Genomic DNA, 20449 nt, shown 5'->3' with positions numbered 1-20449 from the left:
TTGGGGGGGTGGGGGGGGGGTGGGGGGGGGGGGGCGGGGGGGGGGCGGTCGGCGTGGTTTTGGGGGGTGGGTGGGGGGGGGGGGGTGTGGTGTGTGTTGTTTTGGGGGGGGAAGTGGTTTTTGTGGGGGGGGGGGTTCCCCCCCCCCCCCCCGCCCGGTTTTTTGTTAAACCCCCCGGGGGGGGCGGGGGGCGGGCCGGGGGTTATCCGGGGGCGGGGCCCCGCGCTCCGGGAGGGCTCAGCGCTTGAGCGTGAAGGTGAAGTCTCCGGAGAGCCTGCCGCCCAGCCGGACCGCCGAGACGAGCTTGCCCTCCTCGGCCAGCCTCTCCGTCTCCGCCCGCGAAAGACCGCAGCCCTCGGCGATCAGCCGCAGCGGCCGGACGGGGATCCGGGCCGCGAAGCGGACGGACACGTCGATCACCTCGCGGTCCAGGTGGTCCGATCCGCCGGTGTCGAGGCGCCAGGCACCGTCCCAGTCGAGGGCGATGCGATTGCGCCGCCGCAGGAGCGGATCCTGGAGCAGCTCCGCCGCCAGACCGGGGTCGTTGTCGTGCAACCGGTCCAGCAGCTCGGGCCGGATCGAGCGCACGTTCGCCCGTTCCAGGACCGTGAGCTTCGCCGTTTCCCCGCATCCGGTGCAGAGCACGAGGAGCCAGGCGTCGAGGAGCTTGTGGTGCGCGTTGACGCGGAACTTTCCGTTCGCCCGGAAGCGATCGGACGCGCACGTGTGGCAGCGGCGCAGGACGAGCGGCAGGCATGTGGGCATGACGACCCAGTTGTTGAGCACAGGGGTACACCGATTTTCAGTGAGAAGACCGCAGCAGGAAGCAGCGCGGCGCAAAAGGCGCGACGCGCGACGAATCAGCACTCGGGGGGTCTCACACGGTGTACAACGGGCCGTCCTTGCCTGGGAGATGTGGTCCGGCAGCACGGTAAGGGAGCACGGCGGCCCCCTTCCACCGGTTTTCGGGCAGGCGCGGCGCGCGGCCCGGAGCCGCCGGGCCGGGCGGCGGGGGAGCCGGGCTGATGGGGCGCGGTCGCGGGGGGTTGCGGACTTGCGGGTTCCGGCCAGGGGTCGGGGGGTCGGCCCGGCCCCCGGCCGCTTGTCCGGTACGCGCCCCTCCCGAACCCCTCCTGCTGTGATGGCATGTCCACGCCCAATCCCGCTCCTACGGACGGAGAACCGGACATGCGCCTTCGCAGACTCACCTTCGGGGCCGCCGCCATCGCCCTGGCGGCCGTCGCCGCTCCCGCCCCCGCCCAGGCGGACACCGCCACGGTGCCGCCCGGACACGTCACCGTGGAGGTCGTCGGGGCCAACGGCTCTGGCTGCCCCGCCGGAACCACCAGCGTCGCCGCGTCCCCCGACAACACCGCCTTCACCGTCACCTACAGCGACTACCTCGCCCAGACCGGAGCCGGCTCCGGCGGCACCGACTTCCGCAAGAACTGCCAGCTCGCCCTGCGGGTCCACGTCCCCCAGGGCTACACGTACGCCATCGCCCGCGCCGACTACCGCGGCTTCGCCAGCCTCCAGCGCGGGGCCTACGGCCAGCAGCGCGCCGGCTACTACTTCCAGGGGGCCTCCCAGACCTCCCGCACCACCCACCAGTTCAACGGCCCGTACGGGGACGACTGGCAGGCCAGCGACCAGACCGGCTTCAGCGACCTGGTCTGGGCCGCCTGCGGCGAGACCCGCAACCTCAACGTCAACACCGAACTGCGCGTGTACGCGGGCACGTCGAGCCCCCAGACCCTGAGCTTCATGAGCATGGACTCCACCGACGGGAGCGTGAACACCGTCTACCACTTCGAGTGGAAGGAATGTCCCGCCGCCTGACAGCGCGTTGCGCGTAAGCAGAAGGAGTGACATCGATGTCGCATTCCCGCTCCCGCACCCTGTTCGTCGGCGGCGCGGCCGCCGCCCTGATCGCCACCGGTGCCCCGGCCCAGGCCCAGGCGTCCATCACCGTCCCGCCCGACAAGATCGTGATCGAACTCGCCACCGTCAACGGCTCCGGCTGCCGCGAGGGCACCGCCCAGGTCGCCGTCGCCCCCGACAACACGGCCTTCACCGTCACCTACAGCGAGTACACGGCCCAGATCGGGCCCGGCGCCCCGCCGACGGCCTTCCGCAAGAACTGTCAGCTCAACCTCCGCGTCCACGTGCCGAACGGCTTCACCTACGCCATCGTCCAGGCCGACTACCGCGGCTTCGGCTACCTCCAGCCCGGCGCGACCGGCGTGGAGCGGGCCAACTACTACTTCCAGGGCATGCCGCAGACCGCCCAGCGCACCCACACGTTCAGCGGCCCGTTCAACGACAACTGGCAGTCGACCGACAAGACCGAGTACGCCGACCTCGTCTGGGCCCCCTGCGGCGAGAAGCGGAACTTCAACATCAACACCGAACTCCGGGTCAACCCGGGCACGTCCAGCCCCACCGCGACCAGCTTCATGGCGATGGACTCCACCGACGCCAGCGTGAACACCCTGTACCACCTCGCCTGGGCGACCTGCCCCACGCCGAAGGCGTAGCCCCCTGCGGCGGAGGGGACGGGACCGACGTGCGACGGGCCCCGCCCCCTCCGCTGTGCGGATTGCCCGATTCCGGGTACCGGTACGCGGTCGTTTGGTTACGCTCGGCTACAGACCGACCGAACTTGGGGGTGACCGCCTCGTGGTCAACATCCGCGACCTCGACCCCAGCGCCTCGCCGCTGGACTACTACGGCTCCGAGCTGAGGCGCCTGCGCGAGGAGGCGAAGCTGAAGCAGGAGGATCTGGGCGGCATCGTGTTCTGCACCGGGTCCCTGATCGGGCAGATCGAGACGGCGAGGAAGGTCCCGACGAGGGACTTTTCGGAGCGGATTGATGCTGCGCTCGGGACCGGCGGGATGTTCAGTCGGCTGGTGGGGCTGGTGCTGAGGAGCCAGTTGCCTGCGTGGTTCCAGGAGTATGCGGAGATGGAGGTCAAGGCCACATACATCTCCACGTTCCAGGCGCAGCTGGTCTACGGGCTGCTGCAGACGCCGGAATACGCGCGGGCCGTACTGCAGGCGGGTTGGTCGGACAAGTTGGACGAGGCTGTCGCTGCGAGGCTGGAGCGGCAACGCATCCTGAGCAAAGCCCAGCCGCCGCTGATCTGGGTGGTGCTGGATGAGGCGGTCCTGTACAGGCCGTTCGGGGGCCGCGAGGTCATGAGGGCCCAACTGGATCACCTGTTGGGGTTCGCGGACCACCGGGAGGTCCGCATTCAGGTGCTTCCTTTCGATGTTGGTCAACACCCGGCAACCGTAGGGTCGTTCAATGTCCTGAGGTTCGCCAGCGACCCCGACATCGTCTACGCCGAGAGGTACGGTTCGGCCGATGTGACAGCCAACCCGGCCACGGTCAGGGACTGCGCGCACCGTTACGATCACTTGCAGGCCGCGGCCCTATCCGTGGAGCAGTCTGCGGCGCTGATCGCCCGCGTACGGGAGGAACGTTATGGGGACCATCCAGAACCTGACGGACGCTGAGTGGCGTAAGTCCAGCTACAGCGGAGGCACCGGCGGCGACTGCATCGAGTGCGCCCCTCTCGGCGCCGCCACCTGGGTCAAGGCCAGCCGCAGCGGCTCCGGCGGCGGTGACTGCGTAGAAGTCTCCCCCCAGCCCTGCCTCGTAGCCGTGCGGGACTCCAAGAACCCCGGCGGCCCCGTGTTCACCGTCGGGCGGGACGCCTTCGCCGCCTTCGTCGGGGCCCTGTAGAGCGCGGGCCCCGGCCCCGGTCGCAGTGGCCGGGGCCCCCGCTCAACGCGCGACCGCGCTCAGGTTGCCGCAGTGGCCCCAGCCGGAGTTCGCGGACACCGAGCGGACCTGGCCGTTGAACTGCACGCAGGTGCCGCGGGCGTCCAGGTAGACGGGGCCGGCGTGGTACTTGTAGTCGCCGACGTCGGAGACGATCGTGTTGTCGCTCGCGCGGGACAGGCCCACGAACATCAGCTGGGCCGTTCCGCTGCCGCTCTTGGGGACGGTGTAGGCGCAGTTCCGGCCCGTCGCGGAGCTGTAGTAGAGGTACGTGTAGCCGGTCGCGTAGTCCAGGGTGTCGACCTTGGTCCCCTCGCAGACCGGGGCCGCCGCCTGGGCGGGAGCGGCGACGGCCGTACCGGCCAGGGCGAGTCCGGCGGCGGCCAGGGCCACCGCCCCCCGCCGCACCACTCCGTGCCGTAACACGCCTATCCGAGAAACCATGTTCGTGCTCCTTGTCCGGGAGTCGCTGGAATCGTGGTGATTCCCTCACGGCCCGCCGCAGTCCGCAAGGCACCTTCGCCGCCGCCGGAGGGAAATGACCGAGACGGTGCGGTGGCGGGGCGGATTCCGGTGCGTACCCCCGCGGTCCCCGCCCCACGCGCTTTCCCGCTCAGCGGGACAACGGCCTCCCGCCCCCGCCCGCCCCCCGCCTACCGTCTGCGGCACCACACACCACCGCAGCCGGGAGGCCCCCATGCTCGACGACCGGCTCCGGCGCGAGGCCGCCGCACTTCTGCGCGCGGCGGAGCGCGAGCGGGTGCCCGTACGGCCGCTGACCGAGCTGTTCCCGGGGATCGACGCCGAGGACGCGTACGGGATCCAGCTGATCAACATCGAGTGGTCCCTGGCCGACGGCGCCCGCGTCACCGGCCACAAGGTCGGACTGTCGTCCCCCGTCATGCAGGCCATGATGGGCGTCGACGAGCCCGACTACGGGCACCTCCTCGACACCATGGAGCTGCGCCCGGACACCCCCGTCCCGGCCGCCGCCTACTGCGCGCCCCGCATCGAGGTCGAGGTCGGCTTCGTGCTCGGCGACGACCTGCCGGGGGAGGGATGCACCGGGGCCGACGTGCTCGCCGCCACAGAGCGCGTCGTTCCCGCCCTGGAACTGATCGACAGCCGCATCGCGGACTGGCGGATCACCATCGCCGACACCATCGCCGACAACGCCTCCTCGGCCGGCTACGTCATCGGCGAGGGTCGTGATCCCCGCGAGCTGGACCTCAAGGCCGTCGAGGCCCGCCTCAGCTCTCACAACGACACCCTCGCCACCGGCCGCTCCGACGCCGTCCTCGGCGATCCCACCACGGCAGTCGCCTGGCTGGCCCGTACCGTCGCCCGCTTCGGCGTACCGCTGCGCAAGGGGCACCTGATCCTGCCCGGGTCCTGCACCCGCGCCGTGGACGTGACCGCGGGGCGGACCTACACCGCCGACTTCACCGGGCTCGGCCCGGTCTCCCTCTCCTTCGCCTGAGGTGAACCCGCACGTGACGAAGAAAGCCACCGCAGCCATCGTCGGCTCCGGCAACATCGGCACCGACCTGCTCTACAAGCTGCTGCGCTCCCCGCACATCGAACCCCGCTGGATGGTCGGCGTCGACCCGGACAGCGAGGGCCTCGCCCGCGCCCGCCGGGCCGGACTCGACGTCACCCACGAGGGCGTCGACCGGCTCCTGGAGCGCGCCGAACTCCCCGACCTGGTCTTCGAGGCCACCTCGGCGTACGTGCACCGGGCCAACGCCCCGCGCTACGCCGCACTCGGCATCAGGGCCGTCGACCTGACCCCCGCCGCCGTCGGCCCGGCCGTCGTCCCGCCCGCGAACCTGACCGCCCACCTCGACGCGGACAACGTCAACATGATCACCTGCGGCGGCCAGGCCACCATCCCCATGGTCCACGCCGTCTCCCGGGTGGTCCCCGTGGCCTACGCGGAGATCGTCGCCTCGGTGGCCTCCGTGTCGGCCGGGCCCGGCACCCGCGCCAACATCGACGAGTTCACCCGTACCACCTCCCGGGGCATCGAGGAGATCGGCGGCGCCGCCCGCGGCAAGGCGATCATCATCCTCAACCCGGCCGAGCCGCCCGTCGTCATGCGCGACACCGTCTTCTGCGCCATCCCCGAGGACGCCGACCGCGAGGCCGTGAGCGCCTCCGTCAAGCAGGTCGCCGAGGACGTCGCCGCGTACGTGCCCGGCTACCGGCTGCGCGCCGAGCCGCAGTTCGACGACCCCTCGCCCGCGACCGGCGGGCACGCGCGGGTGGCGGTCTTCCTGGAGGTGGAGGGCGCGGGCGACTACCTGCCGCCCTACGCCGGGAACCTCGACATCATGACCGCCGCCGCCACCAAGGTCGGCGAGGAGTTCGCGAAGGGCCTCCACCTGTGAAGACGTACTCCGACACCCTGGACATCCGGATCACCGACTCCTCCCTGCGCGACGGCTCCCACGCCAAGGGCCACCGCTTCACCGCCCAGGACGTCCGGTCGGTCGTCGCCGCCCTCGACGCGGCCGGCGTCCCCGTCATCGAGGTCACCCACGGCGACGGACTCGGCGGCTCCTCCTTCAACTACGGCTTCTCCGCGACCCCGGAGCAGGAACTCATCAAGGCCGCCGCCGACACGGCCCGCCACGCGAGGATCGCCTTCCTGATGCTGCCGGGCCTGGGCGTCAAGGACGACATCCGCGCGGCCCACGGAAACGGCGGGACGATCTGCCGGATCGCCACCCACTGCACCGAGGCCGACATCTCCGTCCAGCACTTCGGCCTGGCCCGCGAGATGGGCCTGGAGACCGTCGGCTTCCTGATGATGGCCCACTCCACGAGCCCCGAGGACCTCGCCCGCCAGGCCCGGATCATGGCCGACGCCGGCTGCCAGTGCGTCTACGTCGTCGACTCCGCCGGGGCCATGGTCATGGACCAGGTCACCGACCGGGTCGCGGCCCTGGTCGCCGAGCTGGGCGACGACGCGCAGGTCGGCTTCCACGGCCACGAGAACCTCGGCCTGGGCGTCGGCAACTCGGTCGCCGCCGTACGCGCCGGAGCCCTCCAGATCGACGGCTCCACGCGCCGGCTCGGCGCCGGGGCGGGCAACACGCCCGTCGAGGCGTTCGCCGCCGTCTGCCAGAAGATGGGCATCCGCACCGGCATCGACGTCCTCGCCGTCATCGACGCGGCCGAGGACGTGGTCCGGCCCGTCATGGACGAGGAGTGCCGCCTCGACCGGATGGCCCTGCTCATGGGCCACGCCGGCGTCTACTCCAGCTTCCTCAAGCACGCCTACCGCCAGGCCGAACGCTACGGGGTCTCCGGAGCCCGGATCCTGCTGCGTGCGGGCGAACGCCGGCTGGTCGGCGGCCAGGAGGACCAGCTCATCGACATCGCGCTCGAACTCGCCGCCGAACGCCGCAGCGCGTAGGCCCCGTAGGCCGCGTAAGCCCCGTGGGCCCTGTAGGCCCCGCGAGTCGTTCCCCGCACCACCCACCACCCCCAGAGAAGAGGAGGGCCACCCCATGACCCCAACGACCCCGGCGGAGGACGGACCCCGCGTCATCGAGGCGGCCGCCGTCCCCGCCCGCTTCGCGCGCGGCTGGCACTGCCTCGGGCTCGCCCGCGCCTTCAAGGACGGCAACCCCCACGAGGTGGAGGCCTTCGGCACCCGGCTGGTCGTCTTCCAGGGCGCCGACGACCCCGCCCTGCGCGTCCTGAACGCCTACTGCCCCCACATGGGCGGCAACCTCGCCCACGGCACCGTCAAGGGCGACACCGTCGCCTGCCCCTTCCACGACTGGCGCTGGTCCGGCGACGGCCGCTGCGCCTCCGTCCCCTACGCCCGCCGCGTCCCGCTGCGCGCCCGCACCCGCGCCTGGACCACCCTGGAACGCAACGGCCAGCTCTACGTCTGGCACGACCCCGAGGGCAACCCGCCGCCCCCCGGCGTCACCATCCCCGAGATCGAGGGCTTCGGCAGCGCCGAGTGGAGCGACTGGAGCTGGAACGCGCTGCGCGTGGAGAACTCCCACTGCCGCGAGATCGTCGACAACGTCGTGGACATGGCGCACTTCTACTACGTGCACTACGCCTTCCCGCGCTACTTCAAGAACGTCTTCGACGGACACGTCGCCACCCAGTACATGGAGTCCACCCCGCGCCCGGACGTGGACCTCGGCACCCTCTCCACGGGCGGCGGACTGCGCTCCGACGCCTCCTACTACGGCCCCTCGTACATGATCGACCGGCTGTGGAGCGATGTCGGCGGCGGCCTGGAGATGGAGTCCGTCCTCATCAACTGCCACTACCCGGTCGACGAGAACTCCTTCGTCCTCATGTACGGGGCGATCGTCAGGAAGCTCCCCGGCATGAGCGACGAACAGGCCGCCGACGCCGCCCGGCTGACCGCCGAGGGCCTCGCCGTCGGCTTCGAGCAGGACGTGGAGATCTGGAAGAACAAGACCCGCATCGACAACCCCCTCCTCACCGAGGAGGACGGCCCCGTCTACCAGCTCCGCCGCTGGTACGAACAGTTCTACGTGGACGCCGCCGACGTCCGCGAGGAGATGGTGCGCCGCTTCGAGTTCGAGATCGACACCACCCGCGCCACCTCCGCCTGGGAGGCGGAGGTCGCCGGGAACCTGGCCCGCCGGGCCGCCGGGGCCGGCGGATGACGCCCGTCGAGTGCGGGGAGTGCGGCAACCGGGTGCTGTGCGAGAAGTTCAGCCCCGCCCACACCCAGGTCCAGTGGACGCGGGAGGCCGCCGCCGTCTGCCCGCGCATCGGCGCCGGGGTGGCCGCGGGGGAGCCCAGCGCCCGCGTCCGCTCCTGCCCGGCGCTGCGCGCGGGCATCGAGGCGGCCGTCCGCGAGGGCCGCCTGGAGGTGCCCGCCGATGCCTGAACACCGATCCGCTACGACGGCCCGCCCGGCGGCGCCCGAAGCCGCGGCCCCCGCTGCGAGCCGGGGCGGAGCCCCCGGCAGGCTGCTGGTCCGCGTCCGGGAACGGATCCAGGAGACCGCCGAGGCCGTCTCCCTCGTCCTGGACGCGGAACTCCCCTACGCCCCTGGGCAGTTCCTCACGGTCCGGATCCCCGGCGGCGCGGCCCGCTGCTACTCCCTGGCCAGCTCCCCGCACACCGGCGAGCCGATGCGCATCACCGTCAAGCGGGTCCCCGGCGGGCTCGGCTCCGGCTGGGTCTGCGACGCAGTGGCCCCGGGGGACGTCCTGGAGGTGCTGCCGCCCGCCGGGACGTTCACGCCCGGCCCCGGCGGGCTCGACCGGGACCTGCTGCTGGTGGCGGGTGGCAGCGGGATCACCCCCGTGCTCTCCCTCGCGAAGTCGGCGCTGGTGGCCGGGCGGGGCGCGGTCGCGCTGCTGTACGCCAACCGCGATCCCGACTCGGTGATCTTCCGGGAGGAGCTGCGGGAACTGGCCGGGGAGCACCCCGGGCGGTTCACCGTCCTGCACTGGCTGGAGTCCCTCCAGGGGCTGCCGACCGCCGCCGGACTCGGGGCCCCGCTCGCCCCGTACGCCGGGCGGGAGGCCTGGCTGTGCGGGCCCGGCCCGCTGATGGACGCCGCCGAGAGCGCCCTGCGCGCGGCGGGGGCCGGGGCCGGCCGGATCCACCGCGAGCGCTACTTCTCGCTCGGCGCCGACGTCTTCGCGCCGCCCGCCGCCCCGGAGTCGCCCGCTGAGGCCGGCGCAGAAGCGGACGCGGAGGCGGAGGTGGAGCTGGACGGGCGGACGTACCGGCTGCCCTGGCGGCGGGGGACGCCGCTGCTCGACGTGCTCCTCGCGGCGGGCGCCCCGGCCCCGTACTCCTGCCGCGAGGGCGCCTGCAGCGCCTGCTGCTGCCGGGTGCTGGACGGCGGGGTGGCGATGGCGCGCAACGAGGTCCTGGACGACGCCGACCTGGCCGACGGATACGTCCTGGCCTGCCAGGCGCTGCCGCTCACCGACCGGGTGCGCATCGGCTACGCGTAGGGCCGGGAACGAGGAAGGCTCCGGGTCCGGCCCCCTGGCGGGGAGGTCGGGTCCGGAGCCCTTCTCGTGCGATGGGATATGACTACCCGCTACATCCACTCGCTGAACCGCAGCCAGCCCAACATGTTGTCCATCGCCCGCGCCGGCACCGCCGGTTCGAGGTCCCGCGGGGGCGCGGAGGGCGTCCGGGAAGCCCGCCCGGCCCCGTAGAGCTCCCGCCACACGGCCCGCGCGCACGCGGCCACCACGGGGGCCAGCCGGGCCAGTTCCCGTTCACCGCCCCGGCTGGTGGACACCGAGACGGCGGCGATCGCCCGCCCGGAGCCCCGCAGCGGCGCCGCCGCGCAGGACACGCCGCGGAAGCTCTCCTCCCGGTCGAAGGCGATCCCGCGCTCGCGGGTGGCGGCCAGCTCCGCGCGCAGGGCGTGCGGCCGGACCAGGGTCCGGGCGGTGCGCGGGCGCAGGCCCCGCGCGAGGACGTGCTCGACGCCGTCCGGGCTGCCGAAGGCGAGGAGCGCCTTGCCGGCGGCCGTGGAGTACGCGGGCATCCGGCCGCCGACCCGGGAGGGCACGGCGGTGGCCTCCGATCCGCCGATCCGCTCCAGGCACACCACCTCCGCCCCGTCCAGCACCGACAGGTGCACCAGCTGCCCGGTCTGCTCGTGCAGGGCGTGCAGCAGCGGCAGGGCCGCCCGGCGCAGCCGGTTGTGGTGCGAGGCGAGCGCGCCCAGCTCCAGCATCCGCATGCCCATCCGGTAGTCCCGCCCCTCCCGGTCCAGCCAGCGCAGGCGCACCAGCTGGTCCAGGATCCGGTGGGCGGAGGAGCGCGGGATCCCGGAGCGGCGCACCACCTCGGTGAGCGAGAGCCGCGGCTCCGGGCCCTCGAAGGCGCCCAGCACGTGCGCGGCCTTCTCCAGCAGCGACAGCGGTGCGAGCTCGGTGTCCATGACCTGGTCCGACACGGGAAAACCCCCTGCGTGAGGCGTTGGGGCGACCCTGCCACGCGGCTCCGGGCGCAGGGAAGGACCCGGACACATGTATTTCATTCAGTAATACTTCGGATCGTCCGGTGCGGGCTCCGGTGCGGGCTCCTGCGCGGGCTTCCCATTCAGTGGGAACGGCGCGTTCCGCCCCCGCACCCCCCGGCGTACGTTCACCGCACCCCGAAGCCGTAGACCCGAGAAGGGACACCATGAGCGACGAAGACGTCCTCGACGCAGTCCGCGCCCTCGCCCCGGCCCTGCGCGCCCGCGCCGCCGAGGCGGAGGCCCAGCGCAAGGTCCCCGACGCCAGCATCAAGGAACTGGCGGACACCGGCTTCTTCCGCCTCCTCCAGCCCCGCGCCCACGGCGGCCGCGCCGCGCACCCCGGCCTCTTCTACGCCGCCGTCAAGGAGATCGCCAAGGCCTGCGGCTCCACCGGCTGGGTCTCCTCCGTCGTCGGCGTCCACCCCTGGCACGTCGCCCTCTACGACCCCCGCGCCCAGGAGGAGGTCTGGGGCCCCGACCGCGACGCCCGCATCTGCTCCTCCTACGCCCCCACCGGCACGGTCACCCCCGTCGACGGCGGCTTCACCCTCAGCGGGCGCTGGCACTTCTCCTCCGGCTGCGACCACGCCGACTGGGCCCTGCTCGGCGGACTGGTCACCGACGCCGACGGCCGGCCCGTCGACATGCGGACCTTCCTGGTCCCCCGTACCCAGTACCGGATCGACGACGTCTGGGACACCGTCGGCCTGCGCGGCTCCGGCTCCAACGACATCACCGTCGAGGAGGTCTTCGTACCGGAGCACCGCGCCCTCAGCTTCGGCCCCGTCACCGCCCTGAGCGTCCCCGGCCACGCGGTCAACCCCGAACCGGTCTACCGCCTCCCGTACGCGGCCGTCTTCACCACCACCATCTCCACCCCGATCGTCGGCATCGCCGAAGGCGCCTACGAGGACCACGTCGCCGCCACCCGCGAACGCTTCCGCGTCTCCTACGGCCAGCAGGTCGCCGAGGACCCCTTCGCCCAGGTCCGCATCGCCCGCGCCGCGAGCGACATCGACGCCTCCTGGATCCAGCTCCAGCGCAACGTCGCCGACCTGTACGCCCTCGCCGAACGCGGCGAGACCCTGCCCACCGCCCTGCGCACCCGGGCCCGCCGCGACCAGGTCCTCGCCACCGAACGCTGCGTCCGCGCCGTCGACCTCCTCATGGAGAACGCCGGCGGCAGCGCCCTGCGCACCGGCCCCAACCCCGTCCAGCGCGCCTGGCGCGACATCCACACCGGTCGCGGCCACGCCGCCAACGACCCCGAACGCGCCCTCGTCCTCTTCGGCCAGGGCGCCCTCGGCCTCGACATCCAGGACACGATGCTGTGAGCCCCGCCCACGCGAACCCCACCCACGAGAGCACCTCCCGCACGGTCAAGGCCGCCGGGATGAGCGTGCACTTCCACGAGGCCGGGCCCGCCGACGCGCCCGTCGTGATCATGCTGCACGGTGGTGGCCCCGGCGCCTCCGGATGGTCCAACTTCGGCGGGAACCTGCCCCACTTCGCCACCCGCTTCCGCACCCTCCTCGTCGACCAGCCCTGCTACGGCCGCTCCGACAAGCCCGAACCCGACCGCGACTACTTCAGCTTCAGCGCCCTCGCCGTCGTCGCCCTCATGGACGAACTCGGCATCGAGAGCGCCCACTTCATCGGCAACTCCCTCGGCGGCGGCACCGCCACCCGGCTCGCCCTCGACCACCCCGACCGGGTCGCGAAACTCCTCCTGATGGGCCCCGGAGGGATCTCCCTCAACCTCTTCTCCGCCGACCCCACCGAAGGCATCAAGCGGCTCTTCGAGTTCAGCACCGACCCGGAGCCCACCCGCGAGCGGATGCGCACCTTCCTCACCACCCTCGTCCACGACCCGGCGCTCGTCACCGACACCCTCGTCGAGGAGCGCTACACCCAGGCCACCGACCCCGCCGCCCGGCTCGGCAACGCCCGCATGGCCGCCTCCTTCGCCCGCTGGCCCGAGGACACCATGCTCTGGCGCGAGGCCCACCGCATCACCTGCCCCGTCCTGCTCACCTGGGGCCGCGAGGACCGCGTCAACCCCGTCGACGGCGCCTTCCTCGCCCTCAAGGCCATCCCCGACGCCCGCCTCCACGTCTTCCCCCACTGCGGCCACTGGGCCCAGACCGAGGCCGCCGACGAGTTCAACCGCCTCGCCACCGACTTCTTCTCCCACTGAAGGGGCCCACCATGGACATTCGCGCACTCGGCTACCTGCGCATCGAGACCACCGACCTCCCCGCCTGGCGCACCTACGTCCTCGACCTCCTCGGCATGACCGAGGCCCCCGGCAGCACCCCCGGGAGCCTCCACGTCCGCATCGACGACCGCGTCCACCGCTTCCAGTTCGTCGCCGGTGAGCAGGACCGCCTCCTTGCCGCCGGGTTCGAGGTCGCGAACGCCCGCGCCCTGGAGGAAGCAGCCGCCGAACTGGAGGCCGCCGGCTTCCCCGTCAAGCAGGCCGACGCCGCCACCCTCGCCGACCGCCGCGTCCAGGGCCTGGTCCACTGCGAGGACCCCAGCGGCAACCCCCTGGAGCTCTACTGGGGACAGGCCCAGGACCACACCCCGCTCGCCTCCCCGTACGGCAACCGCTTCGTCACCGGCGGACTGGGCCTGGGCCACGTCGTCCTCCCCGCCCCCGACACCGAGGTCACCCTCGCCTTCTACGAGGACCTCCTCGACTTCCAGCTGCGCGACTCCATGCGGCTGCCGCCCGTCGCCGTCCCCACCGGCGCCCCCGGCCGCGACTTCCACTGGATGCACTTCCTCAGCCCCAACCGCCGCCACCACAGCCTGGGCCTCTACCCCGGCGCGCTGCCGCCCGGCATCGTCCACTTCATGGTCGAGCTGGAGAAGCTCGACGACGTCGGCTTCTGCCTGGACCGGATGAACCGCGCCGGCGTCCCCATCGCCTCCACCCTCGGCCGGCATTCCAACGACCACATGGTCTCCTTCTACGCCCAGGCCCCCGGCGGCTTCCAGGTCGAGTACGGCTGGGACGGCCTCCTCGTCGACCCCGCCACCTGGACCGCGAAGGAGATCACCGCCGACAGCTTCTGGGGCCACCAGTGGAACGGCTGACGGACCCCGCGACCGACCCCGCCCTGCTGCGCCGGGTCCTGGGCACCTTCGCCTCCGGCATCACCGTCGTCGCGGCCGTCGGGGACGACGGCCGCCCGGCCGGGCTGGCCTGCCAGTCCTTCGCCTCCCTCTCCCTGGACCCGCCGCTGGTCCTGCTCTGCGTCGGCAAGGGCTCCTCCAGCTGGCCCGCCGTCCGGGCGGCCGGCCGGTTCGGGGTGAGCATCCTCGCCGAGGAGCAGCGCTCCGTCTGCGAGGCCCTCGGGCGCCGGGGCGGCGACAAGTTCGCGGGCGTGGCCTGGGAGGAGTCCGCGCACGGGGCCGTCCGCGTCACCGGCGCCCTGGCCACCGTCGACTGCGCCCTCGACACCGTCCACGAGGCCGGCGACCACTACCTCGTCACCGCCCGGATCCTCGAACTCAGCGCCCGCGAGGGCGGATCGCCCCTGCTGTACTTCCGCAGCGCCTACGCCACCGGAGCCTTCGGATGACCGACCCGACCGACCCGTTCGAGTACGAGTACGAGTACGACGTGGTGGTGGTCGGCTCCGGCGCGGCCGGACTGGCCGCCGCGATCACCGCCCGGCTGCGCGGCCTGACCGTCCTGGTGGTCGAGAAGACCGACCGGTACGGCGGCTCCACCGCCCTGTCCGGCGGAGCGGTCTGGGTCCCCGGCAACCTCCACCTCGACCGGGCCGGCATCGCCGACACCCACGACAAGGCGCGCGCCTACCTCGACGCCACCGTCGGCGACCGGGTCCCGGTCTCCCGTACGGAGGCCTACCTCGCCCACGGGCCGCGCATGGTGCGGGAGTTCCACGACCGTACCGAGGTCCGCTTCATGTACACCCCGGGCTACCCGGACTACTTCCCCGAGGCGCAGGGCGGCATGGCCCAGGGGCGCTCCGTGGAGCCGTGCATCGTGGACTTCAGGCGGCTGGGGGAGCTGGGCCGCGGGATGCGCCGGGCGGGCCTGCCCACGTACGGGCTGACCATGACCTCGTACGACTTCCGCTTCCTGAACATGGTCGGGCGCACCTGGGCGGGCCGGCGCACCTCCGTGAAGGTCGGCCTGCGGGCCCTGGGGGCGCTGGCCACCGGGCGCAGGCTGCTCTCCCTCGGCGAGGCGCTCGTCGCCCGGCTGCGGCTCTCCCTGGACCGGCTCGGCGGGGACCTGTGGCTGTCCGCGCCGCTGACCGGCCTGGTCACGGACGCCTCCGGCCGGGTGGACGGCGTACGCGTGACCCGGGCGGGCCGTGAGGTCGCGGTGGCGGCCCGGGGCGGTGTGGTGCTGGCGTCGGGCGGTTTCTCGCACGACCAGGCGCTGCGTGAGAAGCACCTGCCCGCGCCGACCTCCACCGCCTGGACGCACGCCTCCGAGGGGCAGACCGGCGACGCGCTGCGCCTGGGTGCGGAACTGGGGGCCGCCACCGACCTGATGGACAAGGTGTGGGGCGCCCCCTCGGTGTGCCCGCCGGGCGGCAGGCCCTTCTTCCTCGTCGCCGACCGGGGCATCCCCGGCATGGTCATCGTGAACGGGGCGGGGGAGCGGTACGCCAACGAGGCCCTGCCGTACCACGCGTTCGTCGACCGGATGTACGCTGCCGACCGGCCCGGGGCGCGGACCGTGCCGTCCTGGCTGGTCCTGGACGCCCGCTCCAGGGCCCGCTACCTCTTCGCGGGCCTCTTCCCGGGGCAGCCCTTCCCCAGGTCCTGGCGCGAGAGCGGCTTCCTGAAGCAGGCCGCGACCGTGGAGGAACTGGCCCGGGAGATCTCCGCGCCGGGCCTGCCGGCCGCCGTCCGCCGCTTCAACGGCTTCGCCGAGCGGGGCACGGACGAGGACTTCGGGCGGGGCGGCAGCGTCTACGACCGCTACTACGGCGACCCGACGCTCCCCAACCCCAACCTGGCGCCGCTCGACAAGGGCCCCTTCTACGCGGTCCCCGTGCACCCGGGCGACATCGGCACCAAGGGCGGCCTGGTCACCGACGGGGACGGCCGGGTGCTGCGCGAGGACGGCACGCCGATCGCGGGCCTGTACGCCTCCGGCAACTGCTCGGCCGCGGTGATGGGCGAGACCTACCCGGGCCCGGGCGCCACCATCGGCCCCGCGATGGCCTTCTCCTGGGCGGCGGTCAACGCCATCGCGGGCGAGCGCAGTTGACGGAGGAGGGTGTTCCGTCATCATGCCGCGGGCACAACCCCTGACCTGACCCGAGGGAAGGGGCGGTGCGGGGATGGCGAAGACGCAGTGGTGGGCCTGGTGCGGCATGGCGCTGTGGGCCGGAGTGTGGGCGGCACTGGCCTGGATCACGCTGGACCCGGGCCTCCAGGGCACCGAGGACGCCCTCGGCCCGTGGATGTTCCCCATCGCCGTCGCGCCCGTCATGCTCCTCGGCCTGGGCGGGATGATCTCCGAGCGTGGCGCCCCCGGCGACGGCGGCGCCGCCTACGCCTCCGGCACCGACTGCGGCCCGGCCGGCCCGGGAGCCGGCGGCTGCGGGGGCGGCTGCGGGGGCTGCGGTGGCTGCGGGGGCTGAGACGTCGGCCCCGGCGGGCGCCGGGACGGCCCGCCGCCGCGGAGCCGCGTGTTCCACCCCCGTATTCCGGGCACAACGGCACGACACGGGATACGACGGACGGGGTGGTGGGGGACGTGAGCCGGTTCGGATGCTGGGCCGTGGTCAGTTCGGTGCTGTGCGCCGGGGTATGGGGGGCGCTGGTCTGGATCCTGCTGGATCCGGACCTCCAGGGCGCCCAGGAGCGCCTCGGCTGGTGGATGACCGCCATCGCCGCCGCGCCCCTCGTGCTCGCCGCCCTGGGCACGGCCTCCTTCTCCGCAAGCCGGGGCGGCGGCGGCTCCGGTGGGGCTTCCGGCTACAGCGGCAGTGACGGCGGTGCCGGGCCGGGCGGCTGCGGCGGTGCGGGGTGCGGCGGCGGGTGCGGCGGGGGCTGTGGCGGCCTCTGACGGGCGCCGGGTCAGGACAGCTTGCCGCCGTAGTCCGGGAGCTTGACGGTGCGTTCGGCGTGGCCGCCGACGAGGTCGCTCTCGTTGTTGCCGATGTTGGCGATGATCGTGTAGCCGCGGGCCTCGATCTCGGCGCGCTTGGCCGTCTTGTAGGCGCTGACCTGCTCGAACAGGGCGGGCAGGTCCCGTACGTACAGCCCGTTGACCGGGTAGCCGACGGCCTTCAGGTTGCGCTCGGTGAGGGAGTAGACGATGCCGGGGCGGGCGGTGACGAAGAAGATCGCGACGCCGCGGTCGCTGGCGTACCGGGTCAGCGCGCGGACCTTTTCGATCGCGGGGGTCGGGAACGTCCAGAACCAGTGGAAGTCCGTCTCCAGCGAGGAGTTGTCGATGTCGAGGACGATGGCCGGCTTCTCCCCGGCGGGGGAGGCGGCGATCCGCTGCTCGATGGCGGGGCGGGCGGCGTCGACGACGGCGGCCACGTCGCGCTGCCAGGTCGCGTAGTCGATGCCCAGGATGGCCGCGTTGCCGCCGGGGGCGGACGCGGCGGGGGCGGCGGCGGGCGCGGCGGCCGGGGCGGCCTCGGCGGCGGTGGCCGGCAGCAGGGTCAGGGCGGTGGCGGCGACGACGGCCGCGGCGGCGGCGCGGGCGCGGTGGGCAGCGAGCATGTGGGGGCGCTCCTCGGTGATGCGTTGGCATGTACGCGATCAGATTCGGTCAGCGCCGCACCCATGTCTACTGGTCGGTAGGAAACTTTTCGTGGCCACCCGGTGAAACCTCCCTCTCGGACCCCGCCCCGCGCTCCTGTTCCCGTCCCGCCTAGGGGTCACACTCCAGCACCGTGAGGCACAGCCCGCACCGCGCCCGCAGTGCCCCGCCGCCCGCCCGCACCCGCAGCCACTGCCCGCACACCGGGCACGGGAAGCTCACCCGCGCCTCCCCGTCCTCGCCCCGCCCGAACCGGTACGCCGCCCCGCGCGCCGGGGCCGCCCCCGCCCGCCGGGCGCCGGCGTAGCGCAGCCGCTGCGCCCGGCCCGCGCCGGCCAGGGGCGCCCGGCGCCACTCCCGGTCGGCGAGCGCGCGCCCGCGTACGTAGGCCTCGTAGGCCCGGGGGCTGGTGAACCAGGGGGAGGGGTCCTCCCCGAAGAGGCGGGCGCGCCGGGCGAGGACGTAGCCGAACTCCTCCGGGGTCAGGTACCCGAGCTTCTGGTGGGTCAGGGCGTCCTCGCGGTACGCGTCCAGCAGCAGCCAGCCGGCCCCGAGGAAGGCGGCGGCCGTGTCGGTGAGCACCTCGTCGTCGGCGGTGGCGGGGAAGCGCAGGCCGAGGCGGTGCAGCAGCACGTGCGCGGCCTCGTGGGCGAGGGCCGCCGCCAGGTCGCGGCGGTGCACGCGGAAGCGGTCGTTGACCTCCACGAAGTACTCGGGGCCCGCCGCGAGCTCCACGGTGGCCGCGTCCCGCATCGGCCGGAAGGCGACCACCATCCGCGCGTCGGGCAACCGAAGCGCGCGCACCACCGCGGACGCCACCCGGTGCGCCCCCAGGTGCAGGTCCTCCTCGGGGCCGAAGGCCGCATCGGCGGGATCCAGGCTCGTGGCATAGGCCCGGACCCCGTCGGCGGTCAGCGCGCGGAAGAGCGCGCCGATCGCCGCGCGGACCGTCTCCAGGTGCGGAAATCCGTGCTCGACCGGGCTGGTCCGGCGGCCGTCGTCCGTCATACCGCCCCCCGGGCCGGAAGTTGTCCGAAAAGGCCTTCTTGAAGCCCGTGGCGGCGCAGAGGTGTCATGGACGTGTCATGAACCCGATGGCGCGCACAGCCCAACCCCCCACGAAAGGCAGTGTGTTGACCGTGGCCACTCTCACAGGAGTCCTCAAGCGCACCCTCGCCGCAGGCGCCGTGGCCCTCGCGGCCGTCAGCCTCCAGCCCACCGGCGCCAGCGCCGCCCCCGCCCCCGTCGTCGGCGGAACCCGCGCCGCCCAGGGCGAGTTCCCCTTCATGGTCCGCCTCTCCATGGGCTGCGGCGGCGCCCTCTACACCCAGCAGATCGTGCTGACCGCCGCCCACTGCGTCGACGGCTCCGGCAACAACACCTCCATCACCGCCACCGGCGGTGTCGTCGACCTCAACAGCTCCAGTGCCGTCAAGGTCAAGTCCACCAAGGTCCTCCAGGCCCCCGGCTACAACGGAAAGGGCCGCGACTGGGCCCTGATCAAGCTCGCCAAGCCCATCAACCAGCCCACCCTCAAGATCGCCGAGACCAAGGCCTACGACAACGGCACCTTCACCGTCGCCGGCTGGGGCGCCGCCCGAGAAGGCGGCGGCCAGCAGCGCTACCTGCTCAAGGCCCAGGTCCCCTTCGTCTCCGACGCCTCCTGCCAGAGCTCCTACGGCGCCGACCTCACCCCCGGCGAGGAGATCTGCGCCGGCTTCGCCCAGGGCGGCACCGACACCTGCCAGGGCGACTCCGGCGGCCCGATGTTCCGCCGCGACGACGCGAACGCCTGGATCCAGGTCGGCATCGTCAGCTGGGGCGAGGGCTGCGCCCGCGCCGGCTACCCCGGCGTCTACACCGAGGTCTCCACCTTCGCCGCCGACATCAAGGCCGCCGCGGCCGGCCTGTAGCCCCGGCCCCCGCTTCCGCCCCCACTCCTCGCCCTTCCGGCCGCTCTCTACGGGGCCGGAAGGGCGAGGCGCGCTGCCCCGAACGTGCGTAATGTCGGGGGAGCCGTCGCGAGCCCGGCCCGCCACCGCCCCCACCCCGTGACACCCTCCCGACGGCCCGCCCCGCGACGGCGGGCCGACACCCGCCCCGGTCCGACGGGAAGGACCCACCGGCGGCAGCGGGCGACAGCGGGGAAGGCGGCGCATGACGATCAGCGTGGTCATCGCGGACGACCAGGAGATGGTCAGGACCGGCTTCCGGATGATCCTCGAAAGCCAGCCGGACATCGAGGTCCTCGCCGACGTCGTCGACGGGGAGGCCGCCCTCGCCGCCGTCGCCGAGCACCGGCCCGACGTCCTCCTCCTCGACATCCGCATGCCCCGGCTCGACGGACTCGAAGTCACCCGCCGCCTCTCCGGCAGCGACGGCCCGCGCATCGTCATCGTCACCACCTTCGACCTCGACGAGTACGTCCACGCCGCGCTCCACGGCGGCGCCTCCGGCTTCCTCCTGAAGGACGCGAGCCCGGCCATGCTGGTTGAAGCCGTCCGGGCGGCGGCCGTCGGCGACGCCCTCGTCTCCCCGGCGATCACCGTGCGGCTGCTGCGCGAGATGGCCCCGCGCACCACCGCCGCCCAGGCCGCCCGCCGCCCCGCCGAGCCCCTCACCGAACGCGAACGCGAGGTCGTACGCTGCCTCGCCCGCGGGCTGACCAACGCCGAGATCGCCGCCGAACTGTACGTGTCCCTGTCCACCGTCAAGACCCACCTCGCCAACGTCCAGGCCAAGCTCGACGCCCGCAACCGCGTCGAGATCGCCGCCTGGGCCTGGGAGAGCGGCCTCGCCGCCGGCCCCAGGTGACCCCACCCCACCCGCGCCCCCGCCCCGGCCCCCTCACGCCCCCGGCCGCGTCCCGGCCGTCGGCCCC

General features: G+C 73.3%; 24 protein-coding genes. 19 read left to right on the top strand and 5 right to left on the bottom strand.

Annotated features, from left to right (window positions below; genetic code table 11):
• Positions 1 to 237: 237 nt before the first annotated feature.
• Positions 238 to 786, bottom strand: a complete 549-nt coding sequence (locus ABZW32_RS34695) for a DUF1062 domain-containing protein (protein WP_356223992.1) — start codon at positions 784 to 786, stop codon at positions 238 to 240.
• Positions 787 to 1188: 402 nt separating this feature from the next.
• Here ABZW32_RS34695 and ABZW32_RS34690 point away from each other — a divergent pair, with 402 nt between their 5' ends.
• The 4 genes from ABZW32_RS34690 (at position 1189) to ABZW32_RS34675 (ending at position 3748) form a co-directional block, all read left to right on the top strand.
• Complete coding sequence (locus ABZW32_RS34690; protein ID WP_356223990.1) at positions 1189 to 1839, top strand: DUF4360 domain-containing protein; 651 nt, start codon at positions 1189 to 1191, stop codon at positions 1837 to 1839.
• 35 nt (positions 1840 to 1874) lie between these two features.
• The gene (locus ABZW32_RS34685; protein ID WP_356223988.1) at positions 1875 to 2537 is read left to right on the top strand and encodes a DUF4360 domain-containing protein; all 663 of its coding nucleotides are present in this window, start codon (positions 1875 to 1877) and stop codon (positions 2535 to 2537) included.
• A 142-nt stretch (positions 2538 to 2679) separates the two neighbouring features.
• On the top strand, positions 2680 to 3519 hold the full coding sequence (locus tag ABZW32_RS34680) for a helix-turn-helix transcriptional regulator (RefSeq protein WP_356223985.1): 840 nt from the start codon (positions 2680 to 2682) through the stop codon (positions 3517 to 3519).
• A complete protein-coding gene (locus ABZW32_RS34675) occupies positions 3488 to 3748 on the top strand; it encodes a DUF397 domain-containing protein (protein WP_356223982.1) in 261 nt (86 codons plus the stop codon). The genes ABZW32_RS34680 and ABZW32_RS34675 overlap by 32 nt, the downstream gene beginning before the upstream one ends.
• A 42-nt stretch (positions 3749 to 3790) precedes the next feature.
• On the opposite strand, the gene ABZW32_RS34670 is transcribed toward ABZW32_RS34675, so the two are convergent.
• Positions 3791 to 4231, bottom strand: a complete 441-nt coding sequence (locus tag ABZW32_RS34670; protein WP_356223980.1) for a hypothetical protein — start codon at positions 4229 to 4231, stop codon at positions 3791 to 3793.
• Between the two features lie 253 nt (positions 4232 to 4484).
• Between ABZW32_RS34670 and ABZW32_RS34665 the strand changes: the two genes are divergently transcribed.
• The 6 genes from ABZW32_RS34665 to ABZW32_RS34640 all read left to right on the top strand — a co-directional run bounded on the left by ABZW32_RS34665 (position 4485) and on the right by ABZW32_RS34640 (position 9765).
• Positions 4485 to 5267, top strand: a complete 783-nt coding sequence (locus ABZW32_RS34665) for a 2-keto-4-pentenoate hydratase (protein ID WP_356223977.1) — start codon at positions 4485 to 4487, stop codon at positions 5265 to 5267.
• Between the two features lie 13 nt (positions 5268 to 5280).
• Positions 5281 to 6177, top strand: coding sequence for an acetaldehyde dehydrogenase (acetylating) (locus ABZW32_RS34660; RefSeq protein ID WP_356223974.1), 897 nt, complete (start codon positions 5281 to 5283; stop codon positions 6175 to 6177).
• On the top strand, positions 6174 to 7208 hold the full coding sequence (gene dmpG / locus ABZW32_RS34655) for a 4-hydroxy-2-oxovalerate aldolase (RefSeq protein ID WP_356223971.1): 1035 nt from the start codon (positions 6174 to 6176) through the stop codon (positions 7206 to 7208). The genes ABZW32_RS34660 and dmpG overlap by 4 nt, the downstream gene beginning before the upstream one ends.
• A 94-nt stretch (positions 7209 to 7302) precedes the next feature.
• On the top strand, positions 7303 to 8454 hold the full coding sequence (locus tag ABZW32_RS34650; protein ID WP_356223968.1) for a Rieske 2Fe-2S domain-containing protein: 1152 nt from the start codon (positions 7303 to 7305) through the stop codon (positions 8452 to 8454).
• Positions 8451 to 8681 (top strand): hypothetical protein, encoded by a 231-nt coding sequence (locus tag ABZW32_RS34645; RefSeq protein ID WP_356223965.1) that lies wholly within the window; start codon positions 8451 to 8453, stop codon positions 8679 to 8681. The genes ABZW32_RS34650 and ABZW32_RS34645 overlap by 4 nt, the downstream gene beginning before the upstream one ends.
• Entirely contained in the window at positions 8674 to 9765 is a 1092-nt protein-coding gene (locus ABZW32_RS34640; RefSeq protein ID WP_356223962.1) for a ferredoxin--NADP reductase, read from the top strand. Before ABZW32_RS34645 ends, ABZW32_RS34640 begins: the two co-directional genes overlap by 8 nt.
• Before the next feature lie 89 nt (positions 9766 to 9854).
• On the opposite strand, the gene ABZW32_RS34635 is transcribed toward ABZW32_RS34640, so the two are convergent.
• Positions 9855 to 10727, bottom strand: coding sequence for an IclR family transcriptional regulator (locus tag ABZW32_RS34635; protein WP_356223960.1), 873 nt, complete (start codon positions 10725 to 10727; stop codon positions 9855 to 9857).
• 230 nt (positions 10728 to 10957) lie between these two features.
• On the opposite strand from ABZW32_RS34635, the gene hsaA reads away from it, so the two are divergent.
• The 7 genes from hsaA (at position 10958) to ABZW32_RS34600 (ending at position 16860) form a co-directional block, all read left to right on the top strand.
• A complete protein-coding gene (gene hsaA, locus ABZW32_RS34630) occupies positions 10958 to 12127 on the top strand; it encodes a 3-hydroxy-9,10-secoandrosta-1,3,5(10)-triene-9,17-dione monooxygenase oxygenase subunit (protein ID WP_356223957.1) in 1170 nt (389 codons plus the stop codon).
• Complete coding sequence (hsaD, locus tag ABZW32_RS34625; RefSeq protein ID WP_356223954.1) at positions 12124 to 12990, top strand: 4,5:9,10-diseco-3-hydroxy-5,9,17-trioxoandrosta-1(10),2-diene-4-oate hydrolase; 867 nt, start codon at positions 12124 to 12126, stop codon at positions 12988 to 12990. Before hsaA ends, hsaD begins: the two co-directional genes overlap by 4 nt.
• Positions 12991 to 13001: 11 nt before the next feature.
• A complete protein-coding gene (locus ABZW32_RS34620; RefSeq protein WP_356223952.1) occupies positions 13002 to 13895 on the top strand; it encodes a VOC family protein in 894 nt (297 codons plus the stop codon).
• Entirely contained in the window at positions 13883 to 14383 is a 501-nt protein-coding gene (locus ABZW32_RS34615) for a flavin reductase family protein (RefSeq protein WP_356223949.1), read from the top strand. The genes ABZW32_RS34620 and ABZW32_RS34615 overlap by 13 nt, the downstream gene beginning before the upstream one ends.
• Positions 14380 to 16056: an FAD-dependent oxidoreductase gene (locus ABZW32_RS34610; protein WP_356223946.1), complete on the top strand. Its 1677-nt coding sequence runs from the start codon at positions 14380 to 14382 to the stop codon at positions 16054 to 16056. The genes ABZW32_RS34615 and ABZW32_RS34610 overlap by 4 nt, the downstream gene beginning before the upstream one ends.
• 73 nt (positions 16057 to 16129) lie before the next feature.
• On the top strand, positions 16130 to 16432 hold the full coding sequence (locus ABZW32_RS34605; RefSeq protein WP_356223944.1) for a hypothetical protein: 303 nt from the start codon (positions 16130 to 16132) through the stop codon (positions 16430 to 16432).
• A gap of 116 nt (positions 16433 to 16548) precedes the next feature.
• On the top strand, positions 16549 to 16860 hold the full coding sequence (locus ABZW32_RS34600) for a hypothetical protein (protein ID WP_356223941.1): 312 nt from the start codon (positions 16549 to 16551) through the stop codon (positions 16858 to 16860).
• Positions 16861 to 16871: 11 nt separating this feature from the next.
• Here the strand turns inward: ABZW32_RS34600 and ABZW32_RS34595 are convergent, their stop codons facing one another.
• The gene (locus tag ABZW32_RS34595; protein ID WP_356223939.1) at positions 16872 to 17528 is read right to left on the bottom strand and encodes an HAD family acid phosphatase; all 657 of its coding nucleotides are present in this window, start codon (positions 17526 to 17528) and stop codon (positions 16872 to 16874) included.
• Positions 17529 to 17679: 151 nt separating this feature from the next.
• Positions 17680 to 18576: a hypothetical protein gene (locus ABZW32_RS34590; RefSeq protein ID WP_356223936.1), complete on the bottom strand. Its 897-nt coding sequence runs from the start codon at positions 18574 to 18576 to the stop codon at positions 17680 to 17682.
• Positions 18577 to 18698: 122 nt separating this feature from the next.
• Here ABZW32_RS34590 and ABZW32_RS34585 point away from each other — a divergent pair, with 122 nt between their 5' ends.
• Positions 18699 to 19481 (top strand): serine protease, encoded by a 783-nt coding sequence (locus ABZW32_RS34585; RefSeq protein ID WP_356223934.1) that lies wholly within the window; start codon positions 18699 to 18701, stop codon positions 19479 to 19481.
• Between the two features lie 244 nt (positions 19482 to 19725).
• Positions 19726 to 20382 carry a response regulator transcription factor gene (locus tag ABZW32_RS34580; protein WP_356223933.1) on the top strand — a complete coding sequence of 219 codons (657 nt, stop codon included), beginning with the start codon at positions 19726 to 19728 and terminating at the stop codon, positions 20380 to 20382.
• Positions 20383 to 20449 lie beyond the last annotated feature (67 nt).

Source organism: Streptomyces sp. NPDC004667 (assembly GCF_040609475.1).
GTDB lineage: Bacteria > Actinomycetota > Actinomycetes > Streptomycetales > Streptomycetaceae > Streptomyces.
The sequence above is the reverse complement of the archived record's forward strand: the minus strand, read 5'-3'. Positions and strand labels throughout refer to the sequence as shown.